Genomic DNA, 18049 nt, shown 5'->3' with positions numbered 1-18049 from the left:
GTAAGACGACCCTCGCGGTACGCGCGGCCCAGCGCTCGGCGTCCGAGTTTCCCGACGGGCAACTCTTCGCGAACTTACGGGGATATCCCGCCGCGCCCGGCGCGGCGGGGCGCGGCGGCCTGCGCCGCCAGGGCAGCAGGGTCCGGGCCCAGCGGGCCAGCGGTCCGACGGGCCGGACCCCGGCCCGGTCCTGCCACCACTCGGTCAGCCGGCGGCGCGCCGCCGGGTCCTCGGGCAGGTCCTGGATGAGCAGGTGCTCGGCGAAATCGAGCGCGTCGCGCCGGTAGCCGCCGGTCATCGGGCGGGTCCGGGCGTACCGCAGGAAGGCCTCGCGGTAGGCCTGCGCCCCCAGCACCTCGGCCAGCTCCGGCGCCAGCTTGCGCACCACCCCGGCGCGCTTGGCGGCGAGGGCGCGCGACTGCACCCGCAGCCGCCGCCCGTCGAAGCCCTCGGGTACGGGCGTACCCGCGACCAGCGCCGAGAGCAGCGCGGCCTGGCCCAGCCCGACCCGGGTGCGCGCGGCCGCGGTGTCGAGGGGAGCGGAGTCGGCGGGAGCGGGGGGAGCGGTGGGCCCGGCGGCCGGAGCGGGCGAGCGCGGGGCGGACCGCCGCGGCTCCCGCTCGCCGCCGCGGACCACCGCGCGGATGGCGGTCAGTTCGCCCGCCAGCTCCGCCTCCGGCGGGAAGTCGTCGTCCCGCTCCAGCAGCACCCCCGGCGGGTCCACCCGGGCGCGCAGCTCCGCCAGCAGGTCCAGGACGACCGGCGCGACGGGGTGGGCGTGGGTGTCGTGCCACACGCCGTCGCGCTCGACCCCGCCCGCCACGTGGACGTACGCCAGCGCCTCCAGCGGGATCGCGTCCAGCGCGGCCAGCGGGTCCTCGCCCCGGTTCACCCGGTTCGTGTGCAGGTTGGCGACGTCGATCAGCAGCCGTACGCCGGTCCGCTCGACCAGCTCCGCCAGGAACTGCCCCTCGGTCAGCTCCTCGCCGGGCCAGGAGATCAGCGCGGCGATGTTCTCCAGGGCCAGCGGCACCGGCAGCGCGTCCTGGGCGATGCGTACGTTCTCGCACAGGACGTCCAGCGCGTCCCGGGTCCGGGGCACGGGCAGCAGGTGCCCGGCCTCCAGCGCCGGCGAGGAGGTCCGTACGAAGGCGATGTGCTCACTCACCAGCGGGGCCCCCAGAGCCACCGCCCGCTCGGCCAGCGCGGCCAGCCGCGCCGGGTCGGGCCGGTCGGCGCCGCCGAGGCCCAGCCCGACGCCGTGCGGGACGACCGCGGTGCCGCGCTCGCGCAACCGCAGCAGCGACGCGGGGAGGTGGCCCGGGCAGATGTTCTCGGCCACCACCTCGACCCAGTCCAGGTCCGGCAGCCGCTCCACCGCTTCCGCGATCTCCGGCCGCCAGCCGATGCCCACCCCCAGGTGTGCCGTGCGCTTCATCTACCCCTCGCCCCCTTCCAAGCGGTCTGTGCCGGTGTCATGGCCCCGGCGAAGACCTGCCAACCGCAGGAGGGGACGTTCAGAGCAATATTTGAGGTTCCGCACAAGAGGGGAGCGGTCCGGTAACGGCCGGGAAGCGGCCGGGCGGCGGCCCCGACCGGCGCGGGAAGGGTCCTTAGCGGAGCCGTCCGCGCAGAGCCGGGTGGTCCGAGACCACCGTGCAGGAACCGGGCGCGATCTCGGTGAAACCGGCGTCGCGCACCACCGGGAGCCCGCTCCCGGTCAGCTCCGCCCACCGCTGGGGCGCGGCCGTGCGCACGGCCAGCCGGAAGCCGTCCGCCCGCCAGGCCGCGCGCTCGGGCCCGGTCAGCTCCCACCAGGCCAGCTGCGCCGCGTGGCCGGCCTGGGCCATCTCCTTGCCCGCCGACATGTCCAGCCCGGGATTGAGCCACAGCACGGGCACCGCCGGATCCGCCGGACCGACCGGTTCCGGGTCGTCCAGGTCGGTGCCGGACACCTGGAGCTTGGCCAGCTCCTTGGGCCAGCCGTCCAGGGGCACCGGCGGGAACACCCGTACCTCGGTCGCGTCGCCGTGCACGGTGATGCCCGCCAGGGTCTCCGCCTTGCGCCACTCCGCCCCGCGCGCCCGCCGCACCACCTTGCGGATCCGCGCGTCCTGCCAGTCGTGGACGGCCCGGGCCCACTCGCCCTCGCCGAGCGCCCGCTCGTCCGAGAGCAGCACCAGCACCGCGCGCGCCGCCGTCTCCAGCGCGTCCGTCCGGGCCGGGGGCGCCGTCTTCTCCAGCCGGACCACCAGCGGCAGCACGAACTGCGGGGCCTCGTCGCGGGTGTCGTGCTCCGGGCGGAAGGGGTTCTCGGGCTCCGTGGTGCCGGAGGCGGCGGCGGGCGCGGTGTCGTGGGCGGTGTCGTGGGCGCTCATCCGGCCAAGTCTGCCACCCGGGCCCGCGGCCTCCGACTTCAGGAGGATGCCCGGGAGTCGCCTCCCGGGCGAGGATCCCCCTCATGAAGAGTGATCTTTTCGCATCCGAGAACCTGGCCACGGCACCCACCGCCCCCGGCATGGAGCTGCAGAACGCCAAATCCGTCAAATACACCGTCAACGGTGAAATGCTCGCCCGCCAGGGCGCGATGATCGCCTTCCGGGGCAACCTCCAGTTCGAGCGCAAGGGCCAGGGCATCGGCGGCATGCTCAAGCGCGCCGTCACCGGCGAGGGCCTGGCCCTGATGTCGGTCCGCGGGCAGGGCGAGGCCTGGTTCGCGCACCAGGCCGGCAACTGTTTCATCGTCGAGATGGAGCAGGGCGACGCCCTGACCCTCAACGGCCGCAACGTCCTGTGCTTCGACCCGACGCTGTCCTACGAGATCAAGATGGTGAAGGGCGCCGGGATGACCGGCGGCGGCCTCTTCAACAGCGTCTTCACCGGCTACGGCAAGCTCGCCCTGGTCTGCGACGGCAATCCGATCATCATTCCGGTCACCGCGCAGGCACCGGTGTACGTCGACACGGACGCGGTGGTCGGCTGGAGCGCCCAGCTGGAGACCGGCCTGCACCGCTCGCAGTCCGTGGGCTCGATGATCCGCGGCGGCTCCGGCGAGGCCGTCCAGCTGATGCTGCGCGGCGAGGGCTTCGTCATCGTCCGCCCGAGCGAGGTCACGGAGACCGCGGCCGCCCACTGACGGGGGGAGCGCCGACGCGGGGCGCGGTGGGGCCGGGTACGGTCGGGGCATGGACCAGCAGGACGGGCCGCGGCGGCCGGACGAGAGCGCGACGTACTGCCCGGCCCCGGCCGCCCCGGCCGGTCGGGTGCCCGGGCCGCCGTACGCGGACTGCCTGGAGTGCGGCAAGCCCACCGAGTACGGGGTCGCCACCCCGGGCGTGGTGCTGTGCCCGGTGTGCGAGTGGCAGGACGCCCAGCGCACCGCCTGCTCCGGATAGCGGGGAGCGGCCGCCGCCGGGCGCCCGCGGCTACTTCCCGATCAGGTCGGAGACCTTCACGAAGCGGTAGCCGCGCTTGCGCAGCTCCGGGACGATCTTGCGGACGGCTTCCTCGGTCACCGGGGCGGCGCTGCGCGTGCAGTGCATGACCACCACCGAACCGGGCTTGACCCCGGCCAGCACCTGTTCGGCCACCGCGTCCGGGTCCTTGGCGAAGGCGTCCCCGCTGACCACGTCCCACTGGACGGCCGTGACCTTGGCCGTGGCCAGGACGCGCAGGGCCTGGTCGTCGTAGCAGCCGCCGGGGAAACGGAAGTACGGGACGGTGTTGACCGCGCCCGCCTTGCGGAAGGCCTCGAAGGCCCGGTCCACGTCCGCCCGGGCCGCCGCGCCGTCGAGCGCGGGGAGTCCGTAGCAGGGGGACTTGAAGGCGTGGTGGCTGTAGGAGTGGTTCGCGATCTCGAAGTTCGGATCGGTGCCGATGGCCTTGGCCTGGTCCGGGTACTCCTCGGCCCAGCGGCCGGTCATGAACACGGTGGCGGGCACCTTCAGCTGCCGCAGCGTGGAGATCAGCTGCGGGTTGTCGAAGTGCTCGCCGCCCGCCGCGCGCGGCCCCTGGTCGGAGGTCATGTCGGCGTCGAAGGTGAGCGCGACGGTCTTGTCCGTCGTCTGCCGGGAGCGCTCGAAGACCGGGGTGAGACCGCCCGGCCCGGGCGCGATCGTGGGGGCCTTGGAGGGCGAGGCGGAGGCGGCGGACGGGCTCGGGGACGCGGCCGGGCCGGAGGGCGCGGCGGCGGGAGCGCCCGTCCGGGCAGGTCCGAGGGCGGCCCCCGAGGCGCCCGAGCCGCCTCCGCACCCCGCGAGCGCGGCGCCGAGCACGGCTAGTACGGCCACTTTGCGTACAGAAATGGTCACGTAGGCAAAATATATGACTATGAGCTGAGCAGACGGGAGCGGCACTCCTCCACATCGAAGTCGCCCGGGGGATAGCGCGGCGCGAGCGCCTCCAAGTGCTCCAGGAGCAGCGTGCTGACCGCCCAGTTGCGGTACCACTTGCGGTCCGCGGGGACGACGTACCAGGGCGCCGGGCCGGTGGAGCAGCGCTCCAGGGCCAGCTCGTACGCCTCCTGGTACGCGGGCCACAGGGCGCGCTCCTCGATGTCCCCGGCGTTGAACTTCCAGTGCTTGTCGGGGTTGTCCAGGCGGGCCAGCAGCCGCGCGCGCTGCTCCTCGTAGCCGATGTGGAGGAAGACCTTCACCACGGTCACGCCGTCGTCCGCGAGGGACCGCTCGAAGTCGTTGATCTTCCCGTAGCGGGCGTCCACCTCGGCGCGCGGCGCCAGCTCGCGGACCCGGGCGATCAGCACGTCCTCGTAGTGCGACCGGTCGAAGATGCCGATCTCGCCCGGCAGGGGGAGGGCCTGCTCGATCCGCCAGAGGAAGGGGTGCTCCCGCTCCTGGGCCGTGGGCGCCTTGAAGGCCCTGATGCGGCACCCGGAAGGGTTGAACAGGCCGATCACGTGCTTGACCGTGCCGCCCTTGCCGCTGGTGTCCATGCCCTGGAGCACGAGCAGCACCCGGCGGCGGTCCCCGGCGGTGGCGGAGGCGTACAGCCGCTCCTGGAGCGCGGCGAGCCGCTCGCCCATCGCGGCGGTGGCGGCCAGCCCGGCCGCCTTGCCGGCGGGGCCGCCGGGGGTGGCGCCGGCGTCGGTGCCGGCCAGATCGACCCGGCTCCCCGGGGGGACCCGCAACAGCTCCGCGAGGCCGCCGGCCTTCGTCTCCTCGCCCCGGGCGTCCTTCTTGCGCTTCGGCACGGGCAACCCCCCTCGCATCGGTGCGTCCGATCTTCGCTCACATCGAACGCGGGCGCGAGGCGAGAGCCGGTCCGTGCCGGTCGTGCGTCGGCAACTCCCGAGGGCGGGACTCGAGATGGCTCCGGGCCGTCGATCCACGGGATCGGGCCGGGCCCCACCGGGCGGCCCCCCGGCCCGCTGCCCGGGCGGGAGCGGGCGGGCGGGAGCGGGCGGGCGGACGCGCGCCGGTGGCGGCCGGGCCGACTCGTGCGGCCCAGGGGTCAGAGCAGCTCGGCGGAGAGCGTGATCGTGGTCCCCGTCAGGGCCTGGCTGACCGGGCAGTTCTTCTTGGCGTCCTCGGCGGCGGCGGCGAAGGCCTCGGCGTCCAGACCCGGCACCTCGGCGCGCACGGTGAGGTGGATCCCGGTGATGCCCTCACCCGGCTGGAAGGTGACGTCGGCCTTGGTCTCGACGCGGGTGGGCGGGGTGCCCGCTCCGTCCAGACCGTGGGAGAGCGCCATCGAGTAGCAGCTGGAGTGCGCGGCGGCGATCAGCTCTTCCGGGCTGGTCTTGCCGTTGGCCGCCTCCGCGCGGGAGGGCCAGGAGACGTCGAAGGAGCCCCTGCCCGAGGAGTCGAGGGTGACGACCCCCGAACCCTTGAGGAGGTTGCCTTCCCAGACGGTGTGCGCGTGACGCGTGGTGGCCATGGCGGATCCCTTCGCATAGGTGGAAGCGGCCGGACGGCCTGACGACCGGTCCGGCGCCCCCAAACCTACTGGGCCACCAGGCCCTTCGCGTCGCGGGCGAGCGCGGTGAGCCGCGAGATGGCGCGGAAGTACTTCTTGCGGTAGCCGCCGTTCAGCATCTCGTCACTGAACAGACGGTCGAAGGGCACGCCGGAGGCGAGGACCGGTATCTCGCGGTCGTAGAGCCGGTCGGCCAGCACCACCAGGCGCAGCGCGGTCGACTGGTCCGGCACCGGGCCGACGTCGGTGAGGCAGACCGCGGCGACGCCCTCGGTGAGCGCGCCGTAGCGGCTCGGGTGCACCTTGGCCAGGTGTTCGAGCAGACCGGGGAAGTCGTCCAGGCTGGCGCCGGGCGTCGCGTACGCGGCCTTGGTCACCTGCTCGTCGGAGTACGGCGCGGGCGCCTCGGGCAGGCCGCGGTGGCGGTAGTCCTGGCCGTCGATCCGCAGCGGGCGGAACTGCGCGGACAGGCCCTGGATCTCGCGCAGGAAGTCGGCGGCCGCGAACCGGCCCTCGCCGAGCTTGCCGGGCAGCGTGTTGGAGGTCGCGGCGAGCGCGACGCCCTGCTCGACCAGCCGGCTGAGCAGGGAGGACACCAGCACGGTGTCGCCCGGGTCGTCCAGCTCGAATTCGTCGATGCACAGCAGCCGGTGGCCGCCCAGGGTCTGGACGGTCTGCTGGAAGCCGAGCGCGCCGACCAGATTCGTCAGCTCCACGAAGGTGCCGAAGGCCTTGAGCGCGGGCTCGGCCGGAGTGGCGTGCCACAGCGAGGCCAGCAGGTGGGTCTTGCCGACGCCGTACCCGCCGTCGAGGTAGACCCCGCGCGGGCCGGGCGCGGCCGTGTTCTTCGGGCCCCTCCCGAACCAGCGGCGCTTGCCCGCGCCGCTCGCGTGGGCCCCGCCGAGACCGGCGGCGAAGCCGCTCAGCACGGTGACCGCCTCGGACTGGCTCGGCTGGTCCGGGTCCGGGTCGTACGTGGCGAAGCGCACCGAGTCGAAGCGCGGTGGCGGCACCATCTCGGCGACGAGGCGCTCGGCGGGCACGTGGGGCGCGCGGGCGCACAGCGCGAGCGGGCCCGCGTCGGGTCCGTCGGCACTGTCACCGGGTCCCGCGTCGGCTATCGGGCTCCGTCCGGCGGCGGCACCGTGTGCGGCGGCGGCACCGGAGGGGGAGAGAGAGGTTGACACAGCCCTTAACTCTACGGGGCGTGTCAGACTGCACCGATGCGACGCCTGTTCCCTGTGACCGATCAGACATCCCCCGCCCCGGGCGACCACCCGTGGTCCCTGGACGAGCTGGCCGAGGCCTACGCGTACCCCGCGCTCGCCGACGGAGCCCACTGGCTGCGGGCGAACATGGTCTCCTCGCTGGACGGCGCCGGTCAGCACGACGGGCGCTCGCAGCCCCTGTCCAGCGAGACCGACATGCGGATCTTCGGCACCCTGCGGGCGCTGGCCGATGTGGTGGTGGTCGGCGCGGAAACGGTTCGCCAGGAGGGTTACCGCCCGGCCCGGGCCCGCGAGGACTTCGCCGCCCGCCGGGCCGCCGCCGGTCAGGGCCCCGCCCCGGTCATCGCGGTGGTCACCGCGAGCCTGGACCTGGACTTCACCCTGCCCCTGTTCGCCGCGCCGCTGGTGCCCACCCTGGTGCTCACCGGAGCCACCGCCCCCGCCGACCGGGTGGCGGCGGCGGCCGCGTCCGGGGCCGAGGTGGTGGTCGCCGGGGAGGGCGCGGGCGTGGACCCGGCCCGGGTGGTGCTGGAGCTGGCCGACCGGGGGCTGCGCCGCCAGCTCACCGAGGGCGGGCCGCGGCTGCTGGGGCAGTTCGTGGCCGCCGGGGTGCTGGACGAGCTGTGCCTGAGCGTGTCCCCGACGCTCACCGCGGGTGACGCCCAGCGGATCGCGGGGGGCCCGCGGGTCGACGTACCGCAGCGGCTCACGCTGGCCTCGCTGCTGGAAGAGGCCGGGTTCCTCTACACGAGTTACCGTCGGATCTGACAAGCAGCGGAATTTGCCGTTCCGCTTAGCTTCCGCTGGGCACATATACCTGCGCGAGCCCCGTGCGACAGCGGGGCAGGATGGTTTCCGCAGGGGCCGGCCACGGCCCATGAAGGAGAGGGCGTCCGTGTTCACGAGCGTTTTGATGATCGAGCAGCCTCTGACACCCGTAGACGTGGACTTCGTCACCACCCTGCACGGAGACGACCCGGTCTCCTTCTTCGTCCTCATGCAGCCCCGGGGCGACCAGGACCGGCTGCTCCGCGCCATCGACGACGTCGCGCTCGGCGAGCTGCCCGAGGCGCTGCACGAGGGCGACGAGCCCGAGGGCGACGCCGCCCGCGGCCCCGCCGAGCAGGCGCTGGCCCATTCGTTGGCGGCCTTGCGCGCCAAGGGAGCCCAGGCCGTCGGACAGGTCATCGAGGACCACCCGCTCGACCACCTGAAGGCCGTCGTGGCGCAGACGGGCGCCGACGAAGTGATCGTCCTGACCGCCCCGCACTTCGTGGAGGAGTTCTTCCACCGGGACTGGGCCTCCCGGGCACGGCACAAGGTCGGGGTTCCGGTGCTCAAACTCTTCGCCCACAACGAATAGGCTGGGCGGCACGTACACAGTTGAATTTTGACCATCAGGAGCGACCTGTATGACGCCCGGCCTGCCGACCGCCATGGAACGGCCCCACTTCATCGGCATCGGCGGCGCCGGCATGTCCGGCATCGCGAAGATCCTCGCCCAGCGCGGCGCGCGGGTCGCCGGAAGCGACGCCCGTGACTCCGAGACCGCCGCGGCGCTGCGCGCCCACGGCGCCACCGTCCACATCGGGCACGCCGCCGGCCACCTCGCCGACGACGCGACCTGCGTGGTCGTCTCCAGCGCCATCCGCGCCGACAACCCCGAGCTGGCCCGCGCCGCCGAGCTCGGGGTCCCCGTCGTGCACCGCTCCGACGCGCTCGCCGCGCTGATGGAGGGCCTGCGCCCGATCGCGGTCGCCGGTACGCACGGCAAGACCACCACCACCTCGATGCTGGCGGTGTCCCTCTCGGCCCTCGGCCTGGACCCCTCCTACGCCATCGGCGGAGACCTGGACGCCCCCGGCTCCAACGCCCACCACGGCGAGGGCGACATCTTCGTCGCCGAGGCGGACGAGAGCGACCGCAGCTTCCACAAGTACGCGCCCCAGGTCGCCATCGTCCTCAACAGCGAGCTGGACCACCACGCGAACTACGCCTCGATGGAGGAGATCCACGACTCCTTCGAGACCTTCGTCGGCAAGATCGTCCCCGGTGGCACCCTGGTCGTCTCCGCCGACCAGGAAGGCGCCGTCGAGCTGACCCGCCGGGTCCGCGACCTGTCCTCCGTCAGCGTCGTCACCTACGGCGAGACCGAGACGGCCGACGTCCGCGTCCTGAAGATCACCCCGCGCGGGCTGGCCGGCGAGGTCACCGTCCTCATCGGCGGCAAGCTGCTCACCTTCACCGTCTCGGTGCCCGGCCGCCACTACGCGCTCAACGCCGTCGCCGCCCTCGCGGCGGGCGTGGCCCTCGGCATCCCGGCGCACAACCTGGCCTCCGCGCTCGGCAAGTACACCGGCGTCAAGCGCCGCCTCCAGCTCAAGGGCGAGGCGGCGGGCGTACAGGTGATCGACTCCTACGCGCACCACCCCACCGAGATGACCGCCGACCTGGAGGCCATCCGCGGCGCCGCCGGTGACTCCCGGATCCTGGTCGTCTTCCAGCCCCACCTGTTCTCCCGCACCCAGGAGCTGGGCAAGGAGATGGGCCAGGCCCTCGCGCTGGCCGACGCCTCCGTGGTCCTCGACATCTACCCGGCCCGCGAGGACCCGGTCCCCGGGGTCACCAGCGAGATCATCATCGCCGCGGCGCGCGCCGCGGGCGCCGACGTCACCGCCGAGCACGACAAGGCCGCCGTCGCGGACGTCATCGCGGGAATGGCGAAGCCCGGCGATCTCGTTCTCACCATGGGGGCCGGTGACGTGACCGACCTGGGTCTGGCCATCCTGGCCCGGCTGGCGAACTGAAGGGGAGAGGCGCGATGGCGTACGAGATCGAGAAGCCCGACGAGCAGTGGCAGGCGGAGCTGACCCCGTCGGAGTACCAGGTCCTGCGACTGGCCGGGACCGAGCCCGCCTTCCGCGGTGAGTACACGGACACCACCACGGCCGGCGTCTACTCCTGTCGCGCCTGCGGCTCCGAGCTGTTCCGCTCCACGGAGAAGTTCGCGTCGCACTGCGGCTGGCCGTCCTTCTTCGACCCGAAGGACACCGACGCGGTCGAGCTGATCGCGGACACCAGCCACGGCATGGTCCGCACCGAGGTCCGCTGCGCGAAGTGCGGCTCCCACCTGGGACACGTCTTCGAGGGCGAGGGTTACCCGACCCCGACCGACCAGCGCTACTGCATCAACTCCATCTCGCTGCGCCTGACCCCCGAACAGGACTGAGCGCACCGCACGTTCCGCACGCCGGGGCCCGCTGTCGTCCGACAGCGGGCCCCGGCGTCGTCGTACCCCGGTCACCGCCCCCGGCGGCATGTGCCCGGAGCGGACCCGGCGTTAGCCGGTTGTACGGCGGCAGGTCACGGAGGAGTCCCCTGCCGGTGGGCCGGGCACGTTGTCCTTGGGTCGCCCCTCAGCGCCCGCAGCACCCCTCCTCACCCCCAGAGGTCTTCTCGCCATGGCAGAACTCGACCGTCGCCGGTTTCTCCAGATAGCCGGCGGCACCGCCGCCGCCACGCTGCTCTCGGAGAGCATCGCCCGCGCCGCCGCCATCCCCGCGCAGGGCAGCACCGGCACCATCCAGGACATCGAGCACATCGTCGTACTGATGCAGGAGAACCGGTCCTTCGACCAGTACTTCGGCACGATGAAGGGTGTCCGGGGCTTCGGCGACCCGCGTCCGGTCCTCCAGGACAACGGCAAGCCCGTCTTCTACCAGTCCAACGGGACCAAGGACATCCTGCCGTTCCACCCCCAGGTCAACGACCTGGGCATGCAGTTCGTCGAGGGGCTCAACCACGACTGGGCCGGTGGCCACCAGGCCTACAACAACGGCAAGTACGACAAGTGGGTCCCGGCCAAGACCACGACCACCATGTCGTACATGAACCGGAACGACATCCCGTTCCACTACGCGCTCGCCGACGCCTTCACCATCTGCGACGCCTACCACTGCTCCTTCATCGGAGCCACCGACCCCAACCGCTACTACCTCTTCTCCGGCCACACCGGCAACGACGGCACCGGCGGCGGGCCGGTCCTCGGCAACCAGGAGGCGGGCTACAGCTGGAAGACCTACCCGGAGCGGCTGGAGACGGCCGGGGTCTCCTGGAAGGTCTACCAGGACATCGGCGACGGCCTGAACGCCGCGGGCGGCTGGGGCTGGATCGGCGACGCGTTCCGCGGCAACTACGGCGACAACTCGCTGCTGTACTTCAACTCCTACCGCAACGCCCAGCCCGGCAGCGCGCTGTACGAGAAGGCCCGCACCGGTACGAACGCCAAGGCGGGCGACGGCTACTTCGACAAGCTGCGCGCCGACGTCCAGAACGGCACCCTGCCGAAGGTCTCCTGGATCGCGGCCCCCGAGGCCTTCAGCGAGCACCCGAACTGGCCCGCCAACTTCGGCGCCTGGTACGTCTCCCAGGTCCTCGACGCGCTGACCTCCAACCCGGCCGTGTGGGCGAAGACCGCCTTCTTCATCACCTACGACGAGAACGACGGGTTCTTCGACCACGTCGTCCCGCCGTACCCGCCGGCCTCCTCGGCCTGGGGCCTGTCCACCGCCGACGTCACCCGGGACCTCTACACCGGCGGCGTCAGCGGCTACGCGGCCGGGCCCTACGGGCTGGGCCCGCGCGTGCCGATGATCGTGGTCTCGCCGTGGAGCAAGGGCGGCTACGTCTGCTCCGAGACCTTCGACCACACCTCGGTGATCCGCTTCATCGAGAAGCGCTTCGGCGTGCAGGAGCCCAACATCTCGCCGTGGCGCCGCGCCGTCTGCGGTGACCTGACCGCGGCCTTCGACTTCACCCAGGCCGACGCGGGCCCCGCCGCGCTGCCGTCCACCACGGGCTACCTGCCGGCGGACCACAACGCGCACGCCTCCTACCACCCCGTCCCGCCGGCCACCGGGGCGCTGCCGGTGCAGGAGCCGGGCTCCAAGCCCACCCGCGCGCTCGGCTACGCCCCGTACGTGGACGGCCAGGCCACCGTCTCCACCGGCAAGTTCACCCTCACCTTCGCCAGTGGCCCGACGCTGGGCGCGCACTTCCACTGCACCTCGGGCAACCGTACGGACGGCCCCTGGCCCTATACGGTCGAGGCGGGCAAGACCCTCGCCGACACCTGGAGCACCAGCAGCTCCACGGGCAACCAGATCAACCTCACGGTCTGGGGCCCCAACGGCTTCCTGCGCACCTTCAAGGGCCCGGCGAAGAAGGCCGGTCCCGAGGTGACGGCCCGCCACGCCGCGGCCTCCGGCAATCTGACGCTGTCGATGACCAACGCGGGCACGGCCGCCGTCAACCTCACGGTGACCAACGCCTACGGCGGCGCCGCACAGACGTTCAAGGTGCTGCCCGGTGCCACCGTGCCGTACACGGTGAACCTCCAGGCCACGGGCCGCTGGTACGACGTGAAGGTCGTCTCCGACGCGGACGCCACCTTCCTTCGCCGCTTCGCGGGCCACGTGGAGACGGGCGCCCCGGGCGTCTCGGACCCGGCGATCAGGACCGCCTGACCCGCGGGCGCCGTGGCAGCGGGCTCGCGGTGTGACCGCGGGCCCGCTGGGCAGAACGTACGGCGTCGGTTTCCGTCACCGGGGCCGCTCGCGCCACCGGCTCGGCCGGCGGCCCCGTCACCGAGGGAGCAACGCATGGCCATCGCCCATCGCAGGATCGGCACCGGACCCGCCCGCGTCATCGTCCTGCACGACTGGTTCGGCACCTGTGCGCACTGGGGATCCGTCCTCGAATACCTGGACCCCGAGGGGTTCTCGTACGCCTTCCCCGACTACCGGGGCTACGGCGACCGCAAGGACGTACCCGGCCGCTACACCGTCCCCGAGATCGCCGACGACGTGCTCGCCCTCGCCGACGAACTCGGCTGGGACACCTTCTCCCTGATCGGGCACTCCATGGGCGCCAAGGCCGCCCAGCAGGTCCTGGTCCGGGCACCGCAGCGGGTCGAGAAGCTGGTCGGCGTCGCCCCCGTGCCCGCCGGGCCCTACGCGATGGACGACGGGACCCACGCGCTCTTCCGGGGCGCCGCCGCGGACCCCGGGAAGCGGCGGATCATCCTCGACCTGGTCACCGGCAACCGGGCGAGCCGCCACTGGCTGGACTCGATGGTCCGCCACTCCCTGGAGGTCTCCCGCCCCGAGGCCTTCGCCGCCTACTTCGAGGACTGGCAGCCGCTCGACCTGTCCTCGGCGGTGAAGGGGAACACGGTCCCGGTGCTGGTCCTCGTCGGGGCGTACGACCTCGCGCTCACCGCCGACCTGATGCGGGCCACCTGGCAGGTCTGGTACCCGGACTGCCGGATCCGGACCCTCCCCGGCACGGGCCACTACCCGACCCACGAGGCCCCGGTCGCCTTCGTGACCGAGGTCGAGGCCTTCCTGCGCGCCTGACCCGCCCCCGCCCGGCCCGGCTCCTCAATCCGTCCGCAGCCGCCCGACCAGCCACTGCAGCGCCGACGGGACCTCCCGGTTCCAGGTCTCGTAGTTGTGCCCGCCGCTGTCCAGGACGATCGAGGAGACCCGGGCCGGCGCCCGCACCGCCCCGATGAACTCCCGGGTCTGCGGATACTGCTTCTCACCCTTGCGGCTGCTCGCCACCAGCAGGGACACCGGCGGCTGCGGCAGCGACCGCAGCCGCCACAGCAGGTCGTTCTCGCGCCGCAGCGCCGCGTCACCGCCGAACAGGTCGCCCGTCTCGTCGTCCCGCGCCGCCTGGTACGAGGCCGAGAGCCCGGCCGCGGCCCGGTACGCGTCCGGCGCGCGCAGGGCCAGCTTCAGCGCGCAGTAGCCGCCCACCGAATTGCCCATCACGCCCCACCCCCGCGGGTCGCGCGTGAGGCCGTAGTGCGCGGCGACGGCCTCGGGCAGGTCCCGCGCGAAGAACGTCTCCACCTGCGGCCCGCCCGGCACGTCCACGCACTCGGTGTCCCGCGGCGGCGCCACCGTCGGCGTCATCATCACCAGCACCGCGGGCCGCATCGCCCCCGCCCGCACCGCGTCCAGGGCCACCTGCGGATACCGGAACAGGTCGATCAGCACCCCCGTCGTGCTCGGGAACCCGCTCAGCGCCAGCACCACCGGGAACCGCTCGCGCTCCGCCGGGCTCGCCCGCAGGTACTCCGGCGGCAGGTGGACGTACGCCTGCCCGTTCAGGCCGCTGCGGGCCCCGCGCACCGTCACCGCGTCGATCCGCCCGATCACCGCCGGATCGGCCGAGCCCCCGTACCGCCAGGAGTGGGTGCCGCTCACGATCAGGCCCCGCTCGGCGGTGCCGCGCGCGGCCGCCACCGGCTCGTCCCGGGACAGCGCCAGTATGTCGTGCCAGGAGGAGTAGAAGCCGTACGCGCCGTTCACCGCGAGCAGCAGCGGTAGGCCCGTGGTCAGGGTCAGCGCGAGCTGGAGCCCGATCCGGCCGAGCACCGCGCGGCGGCCCGGACCGGACAGCCGGGGCCAGGCCCACCACACGGCCGCCACGAACATCGCGCACGCCACCACCAGAGAGGTGACCAGGGCCGGTACGCCGTTGACCTTCATCGAGGGGCCGCCGCGCCGCTCAGCCGACCGGCCGGCGCGCGGAGGGGTACCCGGATGTCACTGCTCATGACATTGATCTTGCCAGGCGGCCCGGAAAACGCCCGTGGGGGGTACGAGGAAACCTCGTACCCCCCACGGGATCAGGGTGAGTGACGGGACTTGAACCCGCGGCCACCTGGACCACAACCAGGTGCTCTACCAACTGAGCTACACCCACCACGAAGGGCGGCGGACCACCCGTTCGATGTGCATGCACAGCATAGCCGATCCGGGGGGTGCTCCCGCGACACCATTGATCCGCCCTGTCGTAGGGGGCGACCGGGCCCGCCGGGGGCGCCTCGAACGACGGCGGGGCCGGGTGCGGCCCGGCAGAATCGCCCCATGGTCTTCGACACCGCACCCGGGTCCGACACCGACCCCGAGCCCTTCACCGCCACCGACTACGCCGCCCGGATGACGGCCGCCGCGCAGAGTGCCGCCGACGCCGGGCTGGCCGGTCTGCTCATCGCCCCCGGACCCGACCTCACCCACCTCACCGGATACCGGCCCGTGGACACCGAGCGGCTGACCCTGCTCGTCCTGGCCGCGGGCCAGGACCCCGTGCTCGTCGTGCCCACCCTGGAGGCCCCCGACGCGGCCAAGGCCGCGGGCGCGGGCGCGCTGACCCTGCGCGACTGGACCGACGGCAAGGACCCCTACGGCGTCACCGCCCCGCTCCTCGACGTGTCCGGCCGCTTCGGCGTCAGCGACAACACCTGGGCGCTCCACCTGCTGGGCCTCCAGCGGGAGTTGCCCACCACCTCCTACGTCTCGCTGACCGACGCGCTGCCCATGCTGCGCGCGGTCAAGGACGAGCGCGAGCTGGCCCGGCTGGCGGCGGCGGGGGCCGCCGCCGACGCCGCGTACGCCCGCATCCTCGGCGTCCGCTTCGCCGGGCGCACGGAGACCGAGGTGGCCGCCGACCTCGCCGCCCTGCTGCGCGAGTACGGACACTCCCAGGTCGACTTCACCGTGGTCGGCTCCGGCCCCAACGGGGCCGATCCGCACCACGAGGCGGACGAGCGGGTGATCGAACACGGCGACATGGTGGTCCTGGACTTCGGCGGCCTCAAGCACGGCTACGGCTCCGACATCTCCCGCACCGTCCACGTCGGCGAACCGACCGCCGAGGAGCGGCGCGTCCACGACATCGTCCGCGAGGCCCAGCGGACCGCCGTGGCGGCGGTCCGCCCGGGCATCGCCTGCCAGGACGTGGACCGGGCCGCACGCGCCGTGATCACCGAATTCGGCTACGGCGAGCGGTTCATCCACCGCACCGGCCACGGCATCGGCGTCACCACGCACGAACCGCCCTACATGATCGAGGGCGAGGAGCAGCCGCTCGTCCCCGGCATGTGCTTCTCCGTCGAGCCGGGCATCTACCTCCCCGGCCGCTTCGGCGTCCGGATCGAGGACATCGTCACGGTCACCGAGGACGGCGGCCGCAGCTTCAACAACGCTCCGCACGAACTCGCGATCGTCGAGTAGCGCCGCACCCGCGGCGGGCGGGTCCCGCGCTCACGGCCCCAGGACGGCCGCCGACTCGCCCGCGAGGTGGAGGCGGCCGTCCGGCCCCGGGTGCTCCAGCGGCTCCCACGAGGCCAGCACCCGTACGCCGTTGCGTCCCAGCGCGATCGTCACCGGCTCCGCGGACAGGTTCACCGCGATCCGGATGTCCCCCCGCCGGAAGGTCACCCAGCGCCGCTCCTCGTCACAGGCCACCCGGACCGCCGCGAGATCGGGGTCCCGCAGGTCGGGCAGGGTCCGGCGGAGCGCGACCAGGGTCCGGTACCACTCCAGCAGCCGGGCGTGCTCCGGCGCCTGCGGCTCGGCCCAGTCCAGGCAGGACCGGTCCCGGGTCGCCGGGTCCTGCGGATCCGGGATCTCCTCCGCCTTCCAGCCGTGCGCCGCGAACTCCCGGCGGCGCCCGCCGCGCACCGCCTCCGCGAGCACCGGATCGGGGTGGTCGGTGAAGTACTGCCAGGGGGTCCCCGCCCCCCACTCCTCACCCATGAACAGCATCGGCACGAACGGCCCGGTCAGCGCCAGCGTCGCGGCGCAGGCCAGCAGCCCGGGGGAGAGGGACGCGGCGAGCCGGTCGCCGAGCGCCCGGTTCCCGATCTGGTCGTGGGTCTGGGTGTACCCGAGGAAGCGGTGCGCGGGGGTGCGGCGCCGGTCCACCGGGCGGCCGTGCGTGCGGCCGCGGAAGGAGGACCAGGTCCCGTCGTGGAAGAAGGCCCGGGTCATGGTCTTGGCGAGGGCGGTGAGCGGGGCGTGCGCGAAGTCGGCGTAGTAGCCCTGGGACTCGCCGGTCAGCGCGCAGTGCAGGGCGTGGTGGAAGTCGTCGTTCCACTGCGCGGTGAGACCCAGGCCCCCCTCCGGGCGCGGGGTCGTGGTCCGCGGATCGCACAGGTCCGATTCGGCGATCAGGAACACCGGGCGGCCGGTCTCGGCGGCGAACGCGTCGACCGACGCGGCCAGTTCCTCCAGGAAGGTCAGCGCCCGGCCGTCGGCCAGCGCGTGGACGGCGTCCAGCCGCAGCCCGTCGATCCGGTAGTCCCGCAGCCAGCCGAGCGCACTGCCCAGCAGGTACGAGCGCACCTCGTCGGAGCCGGGCGCGTCCAGGTTGACCGCCGAGCCCCACGGCGTGCGGTGGGTGTCGGTGAAATACGGCCCGAACGCGGGGAGGTGGTTGCCGGAGGGGCCGAGGTGGTTGTGGACCACGTCCAGCACCACCCCGAGCCCGGCGCCGTGCGCCGCCTCCACGAAACGGGCGAGCCCGGCGGGACCGCCGTACGGCTCGTGCACGGCCCAGGGCGCGACCCCGTCGTAGCCCCAGCCGTGCCGCCCCGGGAAGGAGCAGACCGGCATCAGCTCGACGTGGGTGACGCCGAGGGCGGTGAGGTGGGGGAGGCGGGCCGCGGCCGCGTCGAAGGTGCCCTCGGGGGTGAAGGTGCCGATGTGCAGCTCGTACAGGACGGCGTCCTGGAGGGAGGTGCGGGGCGCGGGGGCCGGGGTGCCGGGGAAGAGGGCCTCGAAGTCCACCACCGCCGAGAGCCCGTCCGGGCCGTCGGGGAGCCGGCGCCCGCGGGGGTCGGGCCGCACGGGCGGCGGCTCCCCCTGCGCGGCGCCGGCGTCCAGCAGGAACCCGTACTGGTCCCCGTCGGCGGCGGGCGCCTCGGCGCGCCACCAGCCGTCCCGCTCCGGGTCGGGCGCCATCTCCCGCGTGCCGTCGTTCAGCCGCAGACCGACCTGTCCTGCCTGCGGTGCCCACACCTCGAACTGCAT

Annotated in this window: 17 protein-coding genes and 1 tRNA gene; 9 read left to right on the top strand and 9 right to left on the bottom strand. The window is 73.4% G+C overall.

Annotated elements, in window-relative coordinates; translation table 11 throughout:
• On the bottom strand, positions 1 to 1438 hold a 1438-nt coding region (locus ABT084_RS32830), incomplete at its 3' end, for an MbnB/TglH/ChrH family RiPP precursor modification enzyme (protein ID WP_351051886.1).
• A gap of 175 nt (positions 1439 to 1613) precedes the next feature.
• Positions 1614 to 2378, bottom strand: a complete 765-nt coding sequence (locus ABT084_RS32825; RefSeq protein WP_351051884.1) for a peptidyl-tRNA hydrolase — start codon at positions 2376 to 2378, stop codon at positions 1614 to 1616.
• 83 nt (positions 2379 to 2461) lie between these two features.
• Here ABT084_RS32825 and ABT084_RS32820 point away from each other — a divergent pair, with 83 nt between their 5' ends.
• Both ABT084_RS32820 and ABT084_RS32815 read left to right on the top strand, forming a co-directional pair.
• A complete protein-coding gene (locus ABT084_RS32820; protein ID WP_351051881.1) occupies positions 2462 to 3136 on the top strand; it encodes an AIM24 family protein in 675 nt (224 codons plus the stop codon).
• 49 nt (positions 3137 to 3185) lie between these two features.
• Positions 3186 to 3395, top strand: a complete 210-nt coding sequence (locus ABT084_RS32815) for a hypothetical protein (protein WP_351051878.1) — start codon at positions 3186 to 3188, stop codon at positions 3393 to 3395.
• A 30-nt stretch (positions 3396 to 3425) separates the two neighbouring features.
• Here ABT084_RS32815 and ABT084_RS32810 read toward each other — a convergent pair whose 3' ends face one another.
• The 4 genes from ABT084_RS32810 to zapE form a co-directional block, all read right to left on the bottom strand.
• Positions 3426 to 4310 carry a polysaccharide deacetylase family protein gene (locus ABT084_RS32810; RefSeq protein WP_351051875.1) on the bottom strand — a complete coding sequence of 295 codons (885 nt, stop codon included), beginning with the start codon at positions 4308 to 4310 and terminating at the stop codon, positions 3426 to 3428.
• A 17-nt stretch (positions 4311 to 4327) separates the two neighbouring features.
• The gene (locus tag ABT084_RS32805; protein ID WP_502969245.1) at positions 4328 to 5227 is read right to left on the bottom strand and encodes a PPK2 family polyphosphate kinase; all 900 of its coding nucleotides are present in this window, start codon (positions 5225 to 5227) and stop codon (positions 4328 to 4330) included.
• Between the two features lie 242 nt (positions 5228 to 5469).
• Positions 5470 to 5895, bottom strand: coding sequence for an OsmC family peroxiredoxin (locus ABT084_RS32800; RefSeq protein ID WP_351051870.1), 426 nt, complete (start codon positions 5893 to 5895; stop codon positions 5470 to 5472).
• 65 nt (positions 5896 to 5960) lie between these two features.
• Complete coding sequence (gene zapE, locus ABT084_RS32795; protein ID WP_502969244.1) at positions 5961 to 7121, bottom strand: cell division protein ZapE; 1161 nt, start codon at positions 7119 to 7121, stop codon at positions 5961 to 5963.
• Between the two features lie 36 nt (positions 7122 to 7157).
• Here zapE and ABT084_RS32790 point away from each other — a divergent pair, with 36 nt between their 5' ends.
• The 6 genes from ABT084_RS32790 to ABT084_RS32765 all read left to right on the top strand — a co-directional run bounded on the left by ABT084_RS32790 (position 7158) and on the right by ABT084_RS32765 (position 13579).
• Positions 7158 to 7931: a pyrimidine reductase family protein gene (locus ABT084_RS32790; protein ID WP_351051869.1), complete on the top strand. Its 774-nt coding sequence runs from the start codon at positions 7158 to 7160 to the stop codon at positions 7929 to 7931.
• A gap of 127 nt (positions 7932 to 8058) precedes the next feature.
• A complete protein-coding gene (locus ABT084_RS32785) occupies positions 8059 to 8526 on the top strand; it encodes an indole-3-glycerol phosphate synthase (protein ID WP_351051867.1) in 468 nt (155 codons plus the stop codon).
• A 49-nt stretch (positions 8527 to 8575) separates the two neighbouring features.
• Positions 8576 to 9970 (top strand): UDP-N-acetylmuramate--L-alanine ligase, encoded by a 1395-nt coding sequence (gene murC / locus ABT084_RS32780; RefSeq protein ID WP_351051865.1) that lies wholly within the window; start codon positions 8576 to 8578, stop codon positions 9968 to 9970.
• A 14-nt stretch (positions 9971 to 9984) separates the two neighbouring features.
• A complete protein-coding gene (gene msrB, locus ABT084_RS32775; protein WP_351051863.1) occupies positions 9985 to 10392 on the top strand; it encodes a peptide-methionine (R)-S-oxide reductase MsrB in 408 nt (135 codons plus the stop codon).
• A 232-nt stretch (positions 10393 to 10624) separates the two neighbouring features.
• Positions 10625 to 12688: a phosphocholine-specific phospholipase C gene (locus ABT084_RS32770; RefSeq protein ID WP_351051858.1), complete on the top strand. Its 2064-nt coding sequence runs from the start codon at positions 10625 to 10627 to the stop codon at positions 12686 to 12688.
• Between the two features lie 135 nt (positions 12689 to 12823).
• Positions 12824 to 13579, top strand: coding sequence for an alpha/beta fold hydrolase (locus ABT084_RS32765; protein WP_351051856.1), 756 nt, complete (start codon positions 12824 to 12826; stop codon positions 13577 to 13579).
• A gap of 24 nt (positions 13580 to 13603) precedes the next feature.
• Here ABT084_RS32765 and ABT084_RS32760 read toward each other — a convergent pair whose 3' ends face one another.
• Both ABT084_RS32760 and ABT084_RS32755 read right to left on the bottom strand, forming a co-directional pair.
• Positions 13604 to 14722: an alpha/beta hydrolase gene (locus ABT084_RS32760; RefSeq protein WP_351051853.1), complete on the bottom strand. Its 1119-nt coding sequence runs from the start codon at positions 14720 to 14722 to the stop codon at positions 13604 to 13606.
• Positions 14723 to 14866: 144 nt separating this feature from the next.
• A tRNA-His gene (locus ABT084_RS32755) sits at positions 14867 to 14939 on the bottom strand.
• A 164-nt stretch (positions 14940 to 15103) separates the two neighbouring features.
• On the opposite strand from ABT084_RS32755, the gene ABT084_RS32750 reads away from it, so the two are divergent.
• Positions 15104 to 16249: a M24 family metallopeptidase gene (locus ABT084_RS32750; RefSeq protein WP_351051850.1), complete on the top strand. Its 1146-nt coding sequence runs from the start codon at positions 15104 to 15106 to the stop codon at positions 16247 to 16249.
• A 30-nt stretch (positions 16250 to 16279) separates the two neighbouring features.
• Here ABT084_RS32750 and treZ read toward each other — a convergent pair whose 3' ends face one another.
• Positions 16280 to 18049, bottom strand: coding sequence for a malto-oligosyltrehalose trehalohydrolase (treZ, locus tag ABT084_RS32745; RefSeq protein WP_351051847.1), 1770 nt, complete (start codon positions 18047 to 18049; stop codon positions 16280 to 16282).

The sequence above is a fragment of the Streptomyces sp. NPDC002138 genome (assembly GCF_040296485.1).
Lineage (GTDB): Bacteria > Actinomycetota > Actinomycetes > Streptomycetales > Streptomycetaceae > Streptomyces.
This window is presented reverse-complemented; position numbering and strand designations above follow the sequence as displayed.